At 58.6% G+C, this 16,747-nt stretch carries 14 protein-coding genes; 3 read left to right on the top strand and 11 right to left on the bottom strand.

Annotated elements, in window-relative coordinates:
• Window positions 1-3: 3 nt before the first annotated feature.
• From K0F75_RS19120 to K0F75_RS19075, 10 genes are all read right to left on the bottom strand, one after another.
• The gene (locus K0F75_RS19120; protein ID WP_219063528.1) at window positions 4-1,410 is read right to left on the bottom strand and encodes a DUF1329 domain-containing protein; all 1,407 of its coding nucleotides are present in this window, start codon (window positions 1,408-1,410) and stop codon (window positions 4-6) included.
• A gap of 31 nt (window positions 1,411-1,441) precedes the next feature.
• The gene (locus tag K0F75_RS19115) at window positions 1,442-3,364 is read right to left on the bottom strand and encodes a DUF1302 domain-containing protein (protein WP_219063527.1); all 1,923 of its coding nucleotides are present in this window, start codon (window positions 3,362-3,364) and stop codon (window positions 1,442-1,444) included.
• Window positions 3,365-3,697: 333 nt separating this feature from the next.
• Window positions 3,698-5,380 carry a fatty acid--CoA ligase gene (locus K0F75_RS19110; protein WP_219063526.1) on the bottom strand — a complete coding sequence of 561 codons (1,683 nt, stop codon included), beginning with the start codon at window positions 5,378-5,380 and terminating at the stop codon, window positions 3,698-3,700.
• 220 nt (window positions 5,381-5,600) lie between these two features.
• On the bottom strand, window positions 5,601-6,230 hold the full coding sequence (locus K0F75_RS19105; protein WP_219063525.1) for a LysE family translocator: 630 nt from the start codon (window positions 6,228-6,230) through the stop codon (window positions 5,601-5,603).
• Window positions 6,231-6,390: 160 nt separating this feature from the next.
• Window positions 6,391-7,155 carry an ABC transporter ATP-binding protein gene (locus tag K0F75_RS19100; protein ID WP_219063524.1) on the bottom strand — a complete coding sequence of 255 codons (765 nt, stop codon included), beginning with the start codon at window positions 7,153-7,155 and terminating at the stop codon, window positions 6,391-6,393.
• A gap of 59 nt (window positions 7,156-7,214) precedes the next feature.
• Window positions 7,215-8,540, bottom strand: coding sequence for an ABC transporter substrate-binding protein (locus K0F75_RS19095; RefSeq protein ID WP_219063523.1), 1,326 nt, complete (start codon window positions 8,538-8,540; stop codon window positions 7,215-7,217).
• A gap of 82 nt (window positions 8,541-8,622) precedes the next feature.
• Window positions 8,623-9,690, bottom strand: a complete 1,068-nt coding sequence (locus K0F75_RS19090; RefSeq protein ID WP_219063522.1) for a branched-chain amino acid ABC transporter permease — start codon at window positions 9,688-9,690, stop codon at window positions 8,623-8,625.
• An 11-nt stretch (window positions 9,691-9,701) separates the two neighbouring features.
• Window positions 9,702-10,583, bottom strand: a complete 882-nt coding sequence (locus tag K0F75_RS19085; protein ID WP_219063521.1) for a branched-chain amino acid ABC transporter permease — start codon at window positions 10,581-10,583, stop codon at window positions 9,702-9,704.
• 75 nt (window positions 10,584-10,658) lie between these two features.
• Window positions 10,659-11,450, bottom strand: a complete 792-nt coding sequence (locus K0F75_RS19080; protein WP_219063520.1) for an ABC transporter ATP-binding protein — start codon at window positions 11,448-11,450, stop codon at window positions 10,659-10,661.
• 14 nt (window positions 11,451-11,464) lie between these two features.
• Entirely contained in the window at window positions 11,465-12,631 is a 1,167-nt protein-coding gene (locus K0F75_RS19075) for an AMP-binding protein (RefSeq protein ID WP_219063519.1), read from the bottom strand.
• A 292-nt stretch (window positions 12,632-12,923) separates the two neighbouring features.
• Here K0F75_RS19075 and K0F75_RS19070 point away from each other — a divergent pair, with 292 nt between their 5' ends.
• The 3 genes from K0F75_RS19070 to K0F75_RS19060 all read left to right on the top strand — a co-directional run bounded on the left by K0F75_RS19070 (window position 12,924) and on the right by K0F75_RS19060 (window position 15,760).
• Window positions 12,924-13,889 carry a 2-hydroxyacid dehydrogenase gene (locus tag K0F75_RS19070; RefSeq protein ID WP_219063518.1) on the top strand — a complete coding sequence of 322 codons (966 nt, stop codon included), beginning with the start codon at window positions 12,924-12,926 and terminating at the stop codon, window positions 13,887-13,889.
• A 39-nt stretch (window positions 13,890-13,928) separates the two neighbouring features.
• The gene (locus tag K0F75_RS19065; RefSeq protein WP_219063517.1) at window positions 13,929-14,933 is read left to right on the top strand and encodes a class I SAM-dependent methyltransferase; all 1,005 of its coding nucleotides are present in this window, start codon (window positions 13,929-13,931) and stop codon (window positions 14,931-14,933) included.
• A gap of 242 nt (window positions 14,934-15,175) precedes the next feature.
• Window positions 15,176-15,760, top strand: coding sequence for a TMEM165/GDT1 family protein (locus K0F75_RS19060; RefSeq protein ID WP_219063516.1), 585 nt, complete (start codon window positions 15,176-15,178; stop codon window positions 15,758-15,760).
• Between the two features lie 52 nt (window positions 15,761-15,812).
• On the opposite strand, the gene K0F75_RS19055 is transcribed toward K0F75_RS19060, so the two are convergent.
• Window positions 15,813-16,631: a M48 family metallopeptidase gene (locus K0F75_RS19055; protein WP_219063515.1), complete on the bottom strand. Its 819-nt coding sequence runs from the start codon at window positions 16,629-16,631 to the stop codon at window positions 15,813-15,815.
• Window positions 16,632-16,747 lie beyond the last annotated feature (116 nt).

The raw sequence follows: 16,747 nt of genomic DNA, 5'->3' as shown, positions 1-16,747 counted from the left end.
TCGTTACCGTACGCCAGACTGACGCAAGGCCGAAGGAGAGAAGTCGCTGACGCTCGCCTCGAACTTGAAGTTATAAGCCGCCTTCTCTTCGTTCTTCATACCGAGCGCCAGATAACGGCCCGATTGCAGATCGTAGAGGGTTTCCAGGGTGTACCACGGCACTTGTACGTTGTAGTAGTTCTGGGAGTGAGCTTCCGCCACACGCCACAGTTGACCACGACCGTCGTAGTGATCGATCACCGCTGCCTGCCAGGTGTCTTCATCGATGAAGAAGTCACGTTTGGCATAGATGTGGCGCTGGCCTTCCTTCAAGGTGGCGGTCACGTGCCAGACACGACGCAGTTCATAGCGAGCCAGATCCTGATTGATATGACCGGCCTTGATGATGTCGGCATATTTAAGGGTCGGATCGTCGAGCTTATAGCTGTCGGAGGCGATGTACATTTCCTGCTTGCCGATCAGTTTCCAGTCGTAACGATCAGGTGCGCCGTTGTACATGTCCAGGTTGTCCGAGGTACGCAAACCATCTGCTGCGGTACCCGGCCCGTCATAGGACACTTGTGGCGCGCGACGTACGCGACGTTGACCGGCGTTGTACACCCAGGCCATACGCGGTTCTTTAACCTGATCGAGGGTTTCGTGCACCAGCAGTACCCCACCGGCCAGACGCGCTGGCGCGGTGACTTCCTGCTTGAAGTAGAAAAGGATGTTGCTGGTGTCACCGGTTTTCTCGTCTTCATCGCCAGACTTGGCTTTTGCGTCGTCAGCGCCCGATTTTTTCACGTTATCGCGAAAAACGAACTGATCCTTGAAGTAAACCAGGTTGTAGGAGCCGTTGGCCTGCGGCGTGGCCTGGGTTACCAGACGCTGAACGCTGCCACCGCGATAACGGGTGATATGGTTCCAGATCACCTCAGAACCGTTTTGCGGGATAGGGAATGGGATCGCGGTCTTGAAGTTCTCAAGGCCGTTACCACCCGCGACCAGTTTGGTCTTGGTCGCGTTGCCTTTGATCGCTGCGAACACATCATCAGGCACAGTCGCGCCGCGGTGGGACGGGAAGACCTTCATTTTGAAAGTCTCCGGATAGCGCTTGAACATCGCTATTTGCCCTGGCGCCAGCTTGTCTTTGTACTGATCGACGTTTTGCGCGGTGATCACGAACAGCGGTTGTTCCTGAGCATAGGGGTCAGCCAGGAAACCCTTGCTGTCCACAGCGCCCGCGTTTTTCGGCAGCGGGCTCCAGGCAGGGATCGTCCCTGCGGCGTTGCCGGCCTTTTCGGCGCCCATCGGCGTCAAGGTTGTACCCAGTTTGGCGGCGTCGGATTCCGACACTGCAGCCATCACCCCGGTCGCCAGCAATGACAGACCCAGTACACCGACTTGTAACAGACCCTTTGTCATTTTCATGTTCATAGTCGTCCTGAAAAAAACCGTATTCTTAGAAGTTCATGCCAACGCTGAGCGCAACAAAATCGCGGTCATCCACAGTGGTGTACTTGCCGTCGAAGAAGTTGGTGTACGAAAGGTTCGCGGTGTAGGTGTTCTGGTATTCGGCATCCAGGCCCAGGCTGACAGCCTTGCGCCCTTCTTCGAAGTTGCCACCAGGACCCGGCGAGTAGCCGGAGACGTCATGCGACCAGGCCACGCTTGGCTTGAGGTTGATACCTGCAAACACGCTGTTGTAATCCCAGATCGCACGAGCACGATAGCCCCAGGAGTCAGCCGTGGTGAAACCATCGTTTTCGCAATAACGCGAGACGTTGTTCTGGGCGCCGCCGGCCAGGGTGCTGGCGTTGAGCGTGGCGCACTGACCATTAGGCAGAGGACCTGGGCCGTAGCTCGGGTCACGGCCATAACGGACTTTCGAGGTGCTTTCCAGCCCACCGACGTGAGTCCAGCCGACTTCGCCCACGACAGTCAGTCGCTCGGCGCCCATCACCTGATCGAAGAACTGGGTGAAGGTGGTCTGGAACTGGGTGACTTCCTTGCGACGATAACCCGACTGGTCAGCACCCGGCTTGCCTTGCAGCAGCGATACGTTCGGGTTCAAAGGCGTAAGACCGGAGTACAAGATGTCGGTGGTGTTGAGTTGCACCGGCGCGTTCGGACGGTAGCTGACCTCACCACTCCACGCCGTACCGGTAGGCAGGGTGGTAGAGAAGCTCAGGCCGTACAGACGAATGTCTTCCGGGTATTCAACGTAATAGCTGGAGTTGCCGGCCACGACCAACGGCAGCAGGGTAGGTGCCAAAGCCGCAGCAGTCCCGAGCGGTATGCCATTGCGAGCCAGCGAACCGACCAGGTTTGCAGGGCTATAAGCGCTCGCCGGGGCGCCTTTACCACTGAAGATCGGATTGCGGCTGTGGTAATTCATGAAATAGGCACCGAACTCGGTGTCCAGTGGATCGAACATGTAGTGCGTGGCCAGGCCGAACTGGCCGCTGTCGCGGGCGTCACGGTCAGGACCACGACGCACGATTACGCCTTCATCCGGGTTGCCGAAGGTAACGCCCTGGGCCGCCAGGCTATTGGACACGGGTGTACGCAAACCGGCTGGCAACGCGCTATTAAGACCATTTTTGGTTTTCAGTACGGCCAGGTTGTTGTTGCAGCCGTCGGCGATCACGTCCGGTTGCGAGAAGAAGGTGCCGCAGTTATCGACGACCGTCTGGTCCCACTCAATCTGGTAGAAACCCTCGGCCGAGAGGTTCTCGGTGATGTTTTGCGAGAGGTAGAACATGTTGACTGGAATCAAGCCTTCCTTGATTTCCGCACCAGGACGGCGGAAGGCCGACACGTCGACCGGGTTGATGCTGTTGATACCGCCCTGGATGAAGGTACTTTCCCCCCAACTGACGACTTGCTTACCCAACCGCACGGAACCGGGCTCATCACCGATGGAGTAGTTGTGGTAAACGAATGCATCGAGCAGCTCGGCGCCCGACGCTTTCGCGGCTTCCTTGCGGCCACTGTCGCTGATGTTCTTGAAGTTGAGATCATCGTCCTTGAGCTTGAAGTCATACCAGTACTTGCCCCGGAGAAACACACCGGTGTCGCCGTATTTCAACTCAAGATCGTGAATGCCCTTGAAGATCTTCGAGAACGTTTCCCCGCTCTTGAAATTCAAATGGCCATCATCGGAGGTCTGCGACAGGCCGTGGCCGCCGTTGTTGGAGCCGATGAGATTCTTGTTGGGATTCTGCGTAGACCAACTGGCGCCTATCGAAAGCGACGAGTCGAACTGACCTTCGATTTCACCGATGTTGAAACTTACGCCAAATGCCGGACCGGCGAGCGTAGAGGCGAGGCTGACGGCCAGAGGCAATTTCGCCCGGCGCCAGAACTGGTTAACTGATGTCATCGACGCTACTCCATGTGCTTTTATTGTTATGGCAGTGGGCTTTTCCAGACCGGCTCAAGTGCTCTTGAGTGTTAACGCCATCGGGCAGCCCGGAAGACTGCAATACGAGGGAGGCGTTATATCCGCTCTTACTAAGACCCTGTGCCGACTATAGCCAGCAGGTACTAGCACTTGATCCCTCTAAAGTGTGATTTACAGCGGCAAACCCTCTGGCACGGCTATTTCGACCGACCAGTCACGGCGGGCACCGGGAGAATGGCGTAATTTCAGGATTTGGCAAGACAAGCGCTTGCTTGGGGGCTTGCCGTGCTCAGCGAGCACGGCAAAAGGCACTCAGAGGGTCGAGAGGAAGGTGCTGTTGGTCTTCTGCCACTCGATGATATCCAGGCGGATACGCTTCTTGTCGAGCTTGCCGACACTGGTCTTGGGAATTTCAGTAACAAGGGCAATCTGGCTTGGAATCGCCCACTTATTGATGTGCCCAAGTTCGACAAAGGGCTTCAAATGTTCCTTCAGCTCTTTGGCGCCGATGTTGTGCTCTTCGCGTATCACCAGTAACGCGAAAGGCCGTTCACCCCACTGCGGGTCGACGATACCGACGACTGCTACTTCACGTACCGCTGGATGCCGGCTGATCAAATCTTCGAGTGCCAGCGAGGACACCCATTCGCCGCCCGTCTTGATCACGTCCTTGATCCGGTCCCGAATATCGATCACGCCCATGCTGTCCAGCGTCGCGACATCGCCGGTGTGCAGCCAGCCACCCGCCCACAGTTCGGCGCCTTTTTCCGGCTCGCGGTAATAGCCCTCCGTCAGCCAGGGCGCGCGCAGCACCAGTTCGCCCTGAGACTCGCCATCCGCCGGCAGGAAGTTTCCGTCCAGATCGATGATCGCCGCATCCACCAACACCCCGGGCACGCCGGCTTTGATCCGGTAGGTGATGCGTTCGTCGTCACTGCCGGCCAGCATCTCGTCATTCAAATGCGCGACGGAAATCAGCGGGCAGGTTTCAGACATGCCGTAAGCCGCAGTCAGTTGAATCCCTTTGGCTTTGGCTGCGTCATAGGTCGCACGGTTGAGAGAGCTGCCGCCGATGATGATCTTCCAGCCGGAGAAGTCCGTGCCCTGAGCGGCTTTGGCGTTGAGCACCATCTGCAGGATGGTCGGTACACAATGGGAGAACGTAACCTTCTCCTTGCGCCATAGCTCAACCAGCAATTCCGGGTCGTAACGACCGGGATAGACCTGCTTGAGCCCGAGCATGGTCGCGGCATAAGGCACGCCCCAGGCATGCACATGGAACATCGGGGTGATGGGCATGTACACGTCATTGGTGCCGAGCAGCCGCACGCTGTCGATACAGCCCATGATCGTCGCCACCCCCATGGTGTGCAGCACCAATTGCCGGTGGGTGAAATACACACCCTTGGGGTTACCCGTGGTGCCGGTGGTGTAGAAGGTTGTGGCGACCGAGTTTTCGTCGAAGTCCTCGAACTCATACTGCGTACTCGCGGCCGCCAGCAGGTCCTCGTACTCGCCGATCAGGTTGGGCAGATCGGCGGTCTTTTCCGGGGCATCGGTCAGCAGAATGGTGTTCTCGACCGTGGTCAGTTGCCCGGCAATAGCCTGATAAAGCCCCACGAACTCGCTGTTGACCAGCACGAACTTATCTTCGGCGTGGTTCATGGTGTAGAGAATCTGCTCGGGTGACAGGCGCACATTAATGGTGTGGATGACCGCGCCAATCATCGGCACCGCGAACATGCACTCCAGGTAACGATGGCTGTCCCAGTCCATTACGGCCACGGTATCCCCGGCCTTGACCCCCGCAGCAGTCAAGACGTTAGCCAGACGGGCAATGCGCTCATTCAGGGTCGGGTAGCTGTAGCGCAGCTTGTCCCGGTAGACGATCTCGCGAGTTTTTTCGTAACGGCTACCCGACATCAATAGCCGTTTGATCAAAAGAGGGTACTGGTAGGCGCCATCAGCTGGCGGAATGATGCGAGTCTGCAACATAGGAGTCCCTTTTCTGAGTGCACAGTCTTGGCTTAAAAATATGCACTTTAGAGACCTTGCCAGCCAGCCAAATCAGCCAAAGGGATGATTTGCGGACGGGCCGGAATGCAGGCATTGCGCCATCAAGCAGTGATCCGTATCAGGGGATTATCAGGGGTGTGGCCTATTGCACGCCTGCTCCCGCAGAGAGGGAGCAGACCCGGGCCAAACGACGCCGACATCAATTAATCGAGGTAAAGGCCAGCTTCACGCCCAGCGCAACCAGCACCGCGCCCATCGCCCGATCGAACCAGTGGCCCATCCGTGCAAACCCTGCACGTACGCGCTCCTGGCTGAACAACCGCGCCACCAGACAGAACCAGACGCCTGTCGCGACGGCCAGGTACACGCCATAACCGGCCTGCACCATCAACGGGGTGTGCGGGTTGATGACAACGGTGAACAACGACAGAAAAAACAACGTCGCCTTGGGGTTGAGTCCATTGGTAACGAAACCGCTGGTAAAGGCACCGCGTGCGGTACGTTCGCCCACGGGCAGGCTGACGGGCGCATCGGTGGCGCTGGCCGGTTTGGCGCGCAGGGCCTTGATGCCGATGTACAGCAAATACGCGGCCGCCGCCCATTTGAGGGCGTTGAACAATACGATCGACTGCGACACGATCAGGCCGATGCCCAGTAACGAATAACCCACATGCACGAAGATCGCCGTGCCGACGCCCATGGCGGTCCAGGTGCCTGCCTTGCGGCCGTGTGTCACGCTTTCGCGCACAACCACGGCGAAGTCAGGGCCGGGGCTGGCGACAGCGAGCAGGTGTATCAGGGCAACAGTCAGAAATTCCGTCCAGTACATGGGGCCTCCATATCGAGCATGTGAGCAATAAGCACTCTATTAGTGCTGGCCACATTACGCCTTCGTCCAACCGTGCAAAAGATACAGTTGGGTGATCGAGTACCCGCACAATCCTTTGCGCCGTAGCTTTCAGGTGTTCGCCGCCCACGACCAGGTGTCTCTAGCCATTAACGGCAGCGCCCTTTCCGCCCAGATAAAAATCATGAATGTCTTCGCGCTGGGCCAGGATGTGCGCCGGTCCCTCGCTCACCACTTGGCCACTTTCCAGCACATAGGCGTACTGGGCATAACGCAAAGCGACGTTGATATTCTGTTCGGCGATCAGAAAGCTCACGCCGTCATGACGATTGAGCTGATCGACGATCTCGAAAATCTCTTCGACAATCTGTGGTGCCAGCCCCATCGAAGGCTCATCCAGTAACACCAGGCGTGGCTCAGCCATCAGCGCACGACCGATGGCGACCATTTGCTGCTCACCACCTGAGGTGTAGCCCGTCAGACTTTTGCGCCGCTCCTTGAGCCGTGGGAAGTAGGCGTAAATGCGCTCAAGACTGGCTTTCAATGCCTGCCGCGACGGCTTGCGCACAAACGCCCCAATCAACAGGTTCTCCTCCACGGTCAGGTGCGCGAAGCAGTGCCTGCCCTCAAGCACCTGCGCCAGACCATTGGCCACCAAATGGCTGGTCGAGCTGCGGGTGATGTTCTGCCCTCGATAGAGAATCTGCCCTTTGACCACCTCCCCACGCTCGGCACTGATCAAGTTAGAAGCGGCTTTGAGGGTTGTGCTCTTGCCCGCGCCATTGGCACCGAGCAGGACCACGACGGCACCTTCGGGCACCTTCAGCGACACGCCCCGGACGGCAAGAATCGCTTTTTCATACAGGACTTCAATGTTGTCGATTTGCAGGATGGGTGTATCAGCCATAACGCTCTCCAGGGGTGACGAGGCCGAAGCGCATGCAGCCCTCTTCGGCCATAGACGGCTTAAGACTCCTTGCTGCAATCGCGTGGCGTGATGCCTTTTTCTTGCGCGTACTTATGCGAAGAGGCCTCGATGATCGGCCGCAACAACGCACGGTCGGCCTGCACCCAATCACTGATCAGGTTCCATTTCTGGCCGTCCCATTGTTGGAAGCGCACGGCACCACCGCCCTCATGATCCGAGCAGGACAGTTTCAACGGCTGTACCAGGCCCTCGGCCCCCAGCGCCTTGAGTCGTGCTTCGTCGATGTTCAGGTGCTCGAAACCCCAACGGACCTGTTCACCCGTCAGTGGTTTTTTGCCAAATTTCTCCTGAGCGATCCGCACCGCTTCAACGTTGAGGATGCCGTTTACCACACCGAGGTTGTAGTACACCGTGCCAAACCGTTTCGGGTCTTCCAGGTTGCCTTTACCCGCATCCAGTACTGACTTCTTAATGCCTTGCAGCACAGGGAAGTCAGTGCCTGACGGGTGAGTGGTGATGGAAATAAAACCTTTGGCCGCAGCGCCCGCCGGTGCGGCATCCTCTTCTGAGTTACTCCAGATATTGCCGATAATGTGGTCTGCCGGGTAGCCGACCTTCTGCGCGGTTTTCAACGCAACCGGGTTCATCACCCCCCAGCCACGCAGGATCACCCAGTCAGGCTTGGCCCGACGAATGTTCAGCCACTGTGACTGCTGCTCGTTGCCTGGGTGCGGGACTTCAGCCAGGGTCAGCTCGAAGCCGTACTTGTCGGCCAGGGTCTGCAACACCTCATTGGTTTCCTTACCGTACGGCGAGCCGTGGTAGAGGGTCACAATCTTCTTGCCCTTGAGCTTGTCCAGCCCGCCGGCTTGCTGACCGATGTAGTTGATGATGGCCGACACTTCTGAATAAGGGTTCAGTTGCAACGGAAATACGTAGGGGAAGACGCTGCCGTCAGTGGAGTCGGTCCGGCCGTGGTTGATGGTAATCAACGGCAACTTGTCTGCGGTCGAGCGCTCCAGCGTCGCGTAGGCGATCCCCACCGACAGTGGGTTGGTCGCCGCAGCAGGCGCGCCGTTAAGTCCTTTTTTCAGACGCTCGTAGCACTCAACGCCCTTCTCTACCACGTACTCGGTCTCGCACTCGCTCCAGGTCAGCTTGACCCCGTTCACGCCACCGTTGGCATTGACGTACTGCATGTAGTCGATAAACCCACCAAAAAAGCCGGTACCGCCGGCTGCGTAGGGACCGACCCGGTAGCTCTGTAAGGGAAAGTACTGCTCGTTGTCGGCATGCGCAGTCATGGCTGTAGCGGTCAGGCTCAGCGCCAAAGCGAGGCTTCTGACAAAGGTGCGTTTTAGCATCGGAATTATCCTTATCGAATCAGGGCGATTAGCAGGTTTAAAGGGTTGAGATGGACGAGCGTCCGGTCACGCGGGGGTTCACTCAGTAGCGCAGCGGCCAGAGCCGTGCGCGCTCGCGAAATCGTTGCCAGAGGCGCGCCAGGCCCTCGGGTTCTTTGATCAGAAAGATGATGATCAATGCGCCAAAAATCATTTTCTGAGCATTTTCCAACTGCCCGGAATCGATCAGGCCCACCGGTAGCAAACTGACGAGGTTGGAGAGCAGCACCGGGAACAAGACGATAAACGCAGCACCCAGCAGGTTGCCGAGGATGCTGCCCAGACCGCCGATAATGATGATGAACAAGATCTGGAACGACCGGTTCAGATCAAAGCCGTGGGGCTCGACCGTTCCCAGGTACGTAAACGCCCACAGCGAGCCGGCGATGCCGAGGAAAAACCCGCTGATGGCAAAGGCCAGTAATTTGCTCTTGAGGATGGGAATACCGATCACTGCGGCGGCAGTGTCCATGTCCCGCACCGCCATCCAGTTGCGCCCCAGCTCACTGCGCGCCAGGTTTTTACCCAGCCAGAACATCGCGACCACGATGCCCAGGGTCAGCAGATAGCGACCGACCGGCGTACTGAAATCGATACCTTGGATGCTCAGCGGCGGCGCAGTGATGACACCGGACGCGTTGTTATTGGAGAACCAGTCGAATTTAGTCAGCACCCATTCCACGAAGAACTGTGCGGCCAGGGTCGACACCAGCAGGTAAAAGCCTTTGATGCGCAAACTGGGCAATCCAAACACGACCGCAACCAGTGCGGCGGTGACACCGCCCAGCGCAATACTGACCAGCAGCGGCAGACCCGATATGCGCAGTTCAAAATTGTAAGTGGCGAACGCACCAACGGCCATGAAGGCCGCTGACCCCAGCGACAATTGACCGGCATAGCCCGTCAACAGATTAAGCCCCAGCCCGGCCAGCGACAGCACCAGGAATGGAATGAGAATGGCACTGAACCAATAGTCGTTGCCGATGAAGGGCACACCGATAAACGCAAAGGCCAATAGCAGGACCAGCCCATAACGGTCCTGCCTGAGACGAAACACACGACGGTCCGCCGCATAGGTCGTGCTGAACTGGCCGGCTTCTTTATAGAACATATGTGTTCTCCTTAAACCCGCTCGATGGCACGTTCGCCGAACAATCCCGCTGGCCGCACCAGCAAGAACAGCAAGGCCAGCACATAGGGAAACCAGTTCTCGAGACCGCCCCCGATAAGGGGACCCAGATACACCTCTGCCAACTTCTCCGACGCACCAATGATCAGCCCGCCGATGATCGCGCCGCTGATGGAGGAAAAGCCGCCGATGATCAACACGGGTAACGCTTTGAGAACGATCAAGGAGAGCGAGAACTGGACCCCCAGGCGCGCGCCCCACAGCAGCCCGGCGACCAGCCCGACAAAACCGGCCACCGACCAGACCAATGCCCAGATACGTGGCAGCTTCACCCCTACCGCCAGGGCTGCCAGCGGATCGTCAGCCACTGCCCGCAGCGACAAGCCAACCCGCGTTTTGTTGAACAGGACCGAGAGCACCACCACCAAAAGGGCTGCGGTAGCGGAGGCGAACAGGTCGAACTGCGACAGGAGCATGCCTTTGATTTCCAGAGGCTCGTCGCTAATGCCCAACTCCAGGCCATGCACCTGGGAGCCCCAGAGTGACTGGGCGAAGCCCTCGATGACGTAAGACAGACCCAACGTGGCCATGAACAGGATGATCGGCGGGCGATTGACCAGCGGCCGTAACACGATCCGCTCGACCAACAGCGCCAGCACCACCATCACCGCCAGGCAAATAACGAACGCCAGCCAAAACGGAATGCCGCGCTCAACCAGGCTGACAAACGTCAGGGCAGCGAACAGCACCATGGCCCCCTGGGCGAAATTGAACACGCCCGAAGCCTTGTAGATCAGGACGAAACCGATGGCGACCAGCGAGTACATCACCCCGGCCAGCAGCCCCCCGATCAGTACTTCGAAGAAAAATTCCATGCTAAATCACCTGTTGTTCGGCATACGCTGACCTGCTCCCCGGGTCATTCGAGGGAGCCGACTCATGCCTGGGTGTCAGTGTCGGGTGCCGAGATACGCGGCGATTACCTTGGGATCACGGCGTACCACCTCTGGGGTGCCATCACCGATTTTGCTGCCGTAGTCGAGCACCACCACATGGTCCGAGATGCCCATCACGACGCCGATATCGTGCTCAATCAACACCACGGTGGTGCCAAACTCCCGGTTGATGTCGACGATGAAGCGGCTCATTTCCTGCTTCTCCTCGGCGTTCATCCCGGCCATGGGCTCGTCCAACAGCAGGAGCGTGGGTTCAGCGGCCAATGCACGACCCAGCTCGACACGCTTTTGCAAGCCGTAAGGCAACTTGCCCACGATCGCATCACGCCAGGCGTGGATCCGCAAAAACTCGATCACGCGCTCGGCGGCTTCACGCTGGCGGTCGTCTTCAGCCGCTGCACGCCCCAGGCGCAGTGCTTGTTCGACCCACGTGCTGCGGCGTTTGAGATTGCGACCGCACAGCACGTTGTCGAGAACACTCATCCCCTTGAACAGCGCAATATTCTGAAACGTCCGGGCAATGCCTCGTTGCGCGGCGGCGTGCGGGTGCATGCGGCGGTGAACTTCACCGTTGAAACTGATCCGCCCCTCCTGTGCCTGATAAACACCATTGATCACATTGAGCAGCGAACTCTTGCCGGCACCATTGGGGCCGATCAAGGCACAGATCTCACCGGGGGCGACGGCGAAGCTGATATCGGTGATGGCTTTAACACCCTTGAACGACAGCGAAATATGTTCCAGTTCCAGCAAAGGCTGCGGTACTGCGCGAGTAGCCTGAGACATCGTCGTGCTCCTGATCAGGCCAATTGCGGGCCGTCATTAATCCATCCATCGACCCGCTCTGCTGACGCTCGGGGCCGGGGTTGCCATTGACCCGGGTCTGGCCACCCCTGGATGTTGATACCCAGCAATGCAAAGAATGCTTTGGTGTTTTCCGGTAACGCGTCACCCACCAGCAGCGCGGCGTGCGTACGGCTAAAGCCGAGGACATCGCGCAACGGCCTGCGGATCAACCAATCGCCCAGCACTCTGCGGACAACACCCGGCCTGCTGGCCAACGCCCACTCGACCAGATGCCGCTGCCAACTGCCCACGGGCGGCAACCGGGTCAAGACCAGCGCATGCAGGCGGCCATAGGTTTCGCGGGTGCCCGCCACCAGGGTCGGCCCGAGTTCGCGACGGTCGTTATCCCGAGTGGCCAGGCTCTCCGGAAAATTCAAACGGAAACCTGCAATCAGCCAGGGAGCCAGTAGATAGCGGGCTTGCCCACCCGCGGCGAACGCCCTGGCGGCCAATGCTTCCTCATGACTACCCAACTGCTGAACCTCAACCAGATGTCGGCCTTCATTCAACAGTTCGGCGTGACTGATTCGCTGCTGCTCAAGGACGCCGCCCTCACCACGCCGATAAAATGCAAAGGCCGTGTGCTGGGAATGCCCTCGAACCGGCAATTCAAGATTCGGTGCTTGCTCCACCAGGCTTGCGTAGGCGACCCACCTGCCCTGCCCATCGGCGTTGCCTGTGACCGTGCGGCCGTCGGCATAGAACACCAGCTGCGGGGCCAGGTGCGCGGCGTCCACCCGCTGAAGTTCTTCCAGCCCTTCGGCAAAGATAAAGTCGGGTTGCAGTTGCTCCAGCAAGGCTGTTTGCTCTGATGCAGCATCCAGCGGGTCGAGCAGCGCGGCCACGCCGCCGAGCCACTGAGCAGCCAACGTCGCCAGCAAGGCTTCGGGCCGTGGTCGGCTTAACAGGGTCAGCGTTGCGCCAGGGGTAAAACCGCGCAGGTGCAATGCCGTGGCAAGACTGAGCACCTGCGTGGCGACCTGAGACCAACTGCGCACTTGCCACACACCCAAATGTTTATGGCGCAAGGCGATGCCTGTTGGGTGTTGCCCTGCTTGCAACAACAGCCACTCTGGAAGCGTGGTGGGAACCGTCTCCCGATTTTCTGTGAACTCAGACATTGCCTTTCCCCGCCCACGTGCCGACTCAGCACCGTCCACAGTGATAGAGCAGCAACCGTGCCAAAGATAAATATCAATAAAAAACAATGAGTTAACAGAATATCGAAATACCCGAGTGTGCTTCTCACTGCACAAGCTGTTGCGCGACTGTTTGTGGCTGAACAGTTGCGCGTGCCGCCGAATACGGACACCTCCCCCAGACGGTCGCGTCGACTACCAGAAATTGATACCTTTCCAGTGCCTCCAGCCATTTCGGGCTGGACCTTATATTTTCAATAAGGCGCCTCATCCCATGAGCAATCATCACAAAGCAGTTTTCCTCGACCATACGTCTCTGGACCTGGGTGATCTTGACCTCAGCGAGCTGCGTGAACACTTCAGCGATTTGCAGTTGCACACCACCAGCACACCGCAACAGGTGATCGAACGTCTGCAAGGCGCGCAGGTGGCGATTACCAACAAAATCATGATAGATGCCAGCACGTTCGCGGCGTGTCCCGATTTGAAGCTGGTGCTGATTTCCGCCACGGGCACCAACAACGTCGACCTGGTCGCGGCCCGTGAACATGGGGTTGTGGTCAGCAACTGCCAGGGTTATGGCACTGCCTCCGTGGCGCAACACACGCTGATGCTGCTGCTCGCGCTGGCGACCCGCCTGCCGGACTATCAAAACGCGGTGCAGCATGGGGGCTGGCAGCACGCCAAACAGTTCTGCCTGCTGGATTTCCCTATCGTCGAGCTGGAAGGCAAAACCCTCGGCATGCTGGGTTATGGCGAACTCGGCGGCGCCGTCGCGAAGCTGGCCGAAGCCTTCGGCATGCGCGTGCTACTGGGGCAGATACCCGGCCGCCCTGAGCGTGATGACCGTGTGCCGCTGCAAGAACTGCTGCCGCAAGTCGATGCATTGACCCTGCACTGCCCGCTCAACGAACACACCCGGAACATGATCGGCGCCTATGAGCTCGGCCTGCTCAAACCCCACGCTTTTGTGATCAATACCGCACGTGGCGGCCTGATTGACGAACAAGCGCTCGCCGATGCCTTGCGCAACGGGCATCTGGGCGGCGCCGCAACGGATGTGCTGACCGTCGAGCCGCCAGTGAACGGCAATCCGCTGTTGGCGGGCGACATTCCGCGCTTGATCGTCACCCCGCACAACGCCTGGGGCAGTCGCGAAGCCCGGCAGCGGATCGTCGGCCAACTCAGCGAAAATGCCCACGCGTTTTTCGCGGGCACACCGCGACGGGTCGTGAGCTGACAAGCTCTGTTAGACTTCGCCACTTTTCAGGAGCCAAAGATGGACCCGCGCAGTGAAGTGTTACTCCGTCAGGCCGAATTGTTTCAGGGCTCCGTGCTCCTGGCCGGGCTGCCTGCAGACGATCTGCTCGGGAAATTGCCGAATGCCCACGGTTGGTGCTGGCATGCCGGCGATCAAGCGGTGCTGGACGCGCGTTTCGAAGGCCGCTGCCACTTTGGGGTCAATGTGCCAGAGCAGGCGTTCGAAACAGCCGTGCTGTTTGTGCCCAAAGCCCGCGACCTGACCGATTACGTATTGAACGCCCTGGCATCGCGCCTGGCCGGACGCGAGCTGTACCTGGTCGGCGAAAAACGCAGCGGCATCGAAGCCGCAGCCAAACAACTGAGCCCCTTCGGCAAGCCCCGCAAAGTCGACAGCGCCCGCCACTGCCAGCTTTGGCTGGTGACTGTCGAGAACGCACCGCAAGCGGTGACCCTGGAAAGCATGGCCCAACGCTATGAAGTCGACCTGGAAGACGGCCCACTCACCGTGGTCAGCCTGCCCGGCGTCTTCAGCCATGGTCGACTGGATCGCGGTTCGGCGCTGCTCCTGCAGCATCTGGACAAACTGCCCAGCGGCGAGGTGCTCGACTTCGGGTGTGGCGCCGGGGTGTTGGGGGCTGCGGTCAAGCGTCGCTACCCGCATAACAATGTCACGCTGCTGGATGTCGATGCCTTTGCCACCGCCAGCAGCCGCCTGACTCTGGCCGCCAATGGCCTGGAGGGTGAAGTGTTGACCGGTGACGGCATCGACGCCGCGCCCATGGGTTTGAGCACTATTTTGAGTAATCCTCCGTTCCACGTCGGCGTGCATACCGACTACCTGGCAACCGAGAACTTGCTGCGAAAAGCTCGCCAACATCTAAAAAACGGTGGCGAACTCCGCTTGGTCGCCAATGCTTTCCTTCGCTATCAGCCACTGATCGAAGAGCATCTGGGTGTGTGTGCGGTGAAGGCACAAGGGCAAGGCTTTCGTGTCTATCGCGCCAAACGCGAAAAAAAATAAGCACTTGCCGAATGCTTTCGGTGTAGGCAGAATCCGCTCCGTCCTAGGGGAGTAGTCTCCCACGAGCGCCATGCTCGTCCGGCACGTATCAACATACTTGGTCAACAGACCATGGTGCGTGCGACCCAGATCCGCTCAGTCGGATCGGTGGTTTGACAAGACCTATGACACGAACACCTTACCCGGGGCGGGAAGGCTGTACGTGTCATAGCCGTGTCGACCCGCCCCTTAGGAAAAACCTGATGCTGGAATCCCTGCTCGTCCCCACCGCTGTTGTTGCCTTGGCCGAAATCGGTGACAAGACCCAACTCCTCGCCCTGATTCTCGCTGCGCGCTTTCGCAAGCCTTGGCCGATCATCGCCGGCATCATCGTCGCAACCCTGGCCAACCACGCCGCAGCAGGTGCAGTCGGGGCCTGGTTCGGGAGTTTCTTCTCGAATGCCACCCTGCACTGGATTCTGGCCGCCAGCTTCACCGCCACCGCGCTGTGGACCTTGGTGCCCGACAAAATGGATGACGACGAAGCCAGCACTGCGCGCAAGTTCGGGCCGTTCGTGACCACGCTGATCACGTTCTTCATCGCTGAAATCGGCGACAAGACCCAAATCGCCACCGTGATGCTCGCCGCCCAGTACTCCTACCTGTGGCTGGTGATTCTCGGCACCACACTGGGCATGCTGATCGCCAACGTTCCAGTGGTACTGGCAGGTAACTTCGCGGCTGAAAAGCTCCCGCTCACCTTGATCCGTCGCTTGGCGGCCGGCGCGTTTTTCGTCCTGGCCATCGTTGCGGTGTACAAGGCAATGCAGGTGAGTGGCTGGGTTTAAACGACGCTTTCAAGATCAGGGGGATCGGGTCGTCACTGACGACCCGATCCACTCAGGGTCTTTTAGCCTGTTGATAAAGTGGCATCACCTTCGGGATGGCGCTTTGCAGCGATGCGATGCTGCTTTCCGAGGCAGGGTGAGTACTCATGAACTCCGGCGGTGAACCCCCGGTGTTCTGGGTCATTTTCTGCCACAGGCTGATGGCGGCATTGGGGTTATAACCAGCGCGCGCCGCCAGCTCCAGCCCAATCAGATCCGCTTCATTTTCATTGCTGCGGCTATTAGGCAAGGTCAGGCTGTAATTGACCACCGTATCGGCCAGCGCAAGGCTGTCCTGACTCAATCCCAATAACGCACCCGCGCCCTGCTTGGCCATCTCGATACCATAAGCCTTGGACATTGCTTCACGCCCATGCTCGCGCAAGGCGTGGGCAATTTCATGCCCCATGACCGCAGCGATTTCATCGTCAGTGAGTTTCAGCTTGTCGATCAACCCGGTGTAGAAAATGATTTTGCCACCGGGCCCGCAGTTGGCGTTGAGCTCATCGCTTTTGATCAGATTGATTTCCCACTGCCACTGCGCCGAATCAGGGCGAAAAATCGGCGCCTGCGCAATCAGCCGATCAGCAATCGCTTTCACCCGTTTGGCGTCGGCACTGGTTTTGTCCAGCACACCTTTAGTGGTGGCCTCGCCTACCGTCTGTTGATAAGACTGCGCATACATTTGATTGACCTCTTGGGTCGACAGCATGCTAAACATGTACTGCTTGCGCTCGACGCCCACCGCACCGCCGCTGGTGGTATTGACGGACTGGCAACCGCTGAGCAACAAGCTCGCGCTCAAGGCACACAGAGCAAATGACTGACGCATGGTGGATCTCCCTGGAAACATGGCCGGTATCCTAGGCAATGTCCGGCCGCGAAGCTAGATACAAGCCAGTTGCCATTCCCATAGATAGCCTCCGCAGCAGATGATCACAGGCTTGC

Origin of the sequence: Pseudomonas sp. UMAB-08, from assembly GCF_900095225.1 — a bacterium.
GTDB lineage: Bacteria > Pseudomonadota > Gammaproteobacteria > Pseudomonadales > Pseudomonadaceae > Aquipseudomonas.
This window is presented reverse-complemented; position numbering and strand designations above follow the sequence as displayed.

Coding starts and splice junctions, on each gene's coding strand:
- K0F75_RS19120 (WP_219063528.1), bottom strand. CDS start 1,410: ATGAAAATGACAAAGGGTCTGTTACAAGTCGGTGTACTGGGTCTGTCA.
- K0F75_RS19115 (WP_219063527.1), bottom strand. CDS start 3,364: ATGACATCAGTTAACCAGTTCTGGCGCCGGGCGAAATTGCCTCTGGCC.
- K0F75_RS19110 (WP_219063526.1), bottom strand. CDS start 5,380: ATGTTGCAGACTCGCATCATTCCGCCAGCTGATGGCGCCTACCAGTAC.
- K0F75_RS19105 (WP_219063525.1), bottom strand. CDS start 6,230: ATGTACTGGACGGAATTTCTGACTGTTGCCCTGATACACCTGCTCGCT.
- K0F75_RS19100 (WP_219063524.1), bottom strand. CDS start 7,155: ATGGCTGATACACCCATCCTGCAAATCGACAACATTGAAGTCCTGTAT.
- K0F75_RS19095 (WP_219063523.1), bottom strand. CDS start 8,540: ATGCTAAAACGCACCTTTGTCAGAAGCCTCGCTTTGGCGCTGAGCCTG.
- K0F75_RS19090 (WP_219063522.1), bottom strand. CDS start 9,690: ATGTTCTATAAAGAAGCCGGCCAGTTCAGCACGACCTATGCGGCGGAC.
- K0F75_RS19085 (WP_219063521.1), bottom strand. CDS start 10,583: ATGGAATTTTTCTTCGAAGTACTGATCGGGGGGCTGCTGGCCGGGGTG.
- K0F75_RS19080 (WP_219063520.1), bottom strand. CDS start 11,450: ATGTCTCAGGCTACTCGCGCAGTACCGCAGCCTTTGCTGGAACTGGAA.
- K0F75_RS19075 (WP_219063519.1), bottom strand. CDS start 12,631: ATGTCTGAGTTCACAGAAAATCGGGAGACGGTTCCCACCACGCTTCCA.
- K0F75_RS19070 (WP_219063518.1), top strand. CDS start 12,924: ATGAGCAATCATCACAAAGCAGTTTTCCTCGACCATACGTCTCTGGAC.
- K0F75_RS19065 (WP_219063517.1), top strand. CDS start 13,929: ATGGACCCGCGCAGTGAAGTGTTACTCCGTCAGGCCGAATTGTTTCAG.
- K0F75_RS19060 (WP_219063516.1), top strand. CDS start 15,176: ATGCTGGAATCCCTGCTCGTCCCCACCGCTGTTGTTGCCTTGGCCGAA.
- K0F75_RS19055 (WP_219063515.1), bottom strand. CDS start 16,631: ATGCGTCAGTCATTTGCTCTGTGTGCCTTGAGCGCGAGCTTGTTGCTC.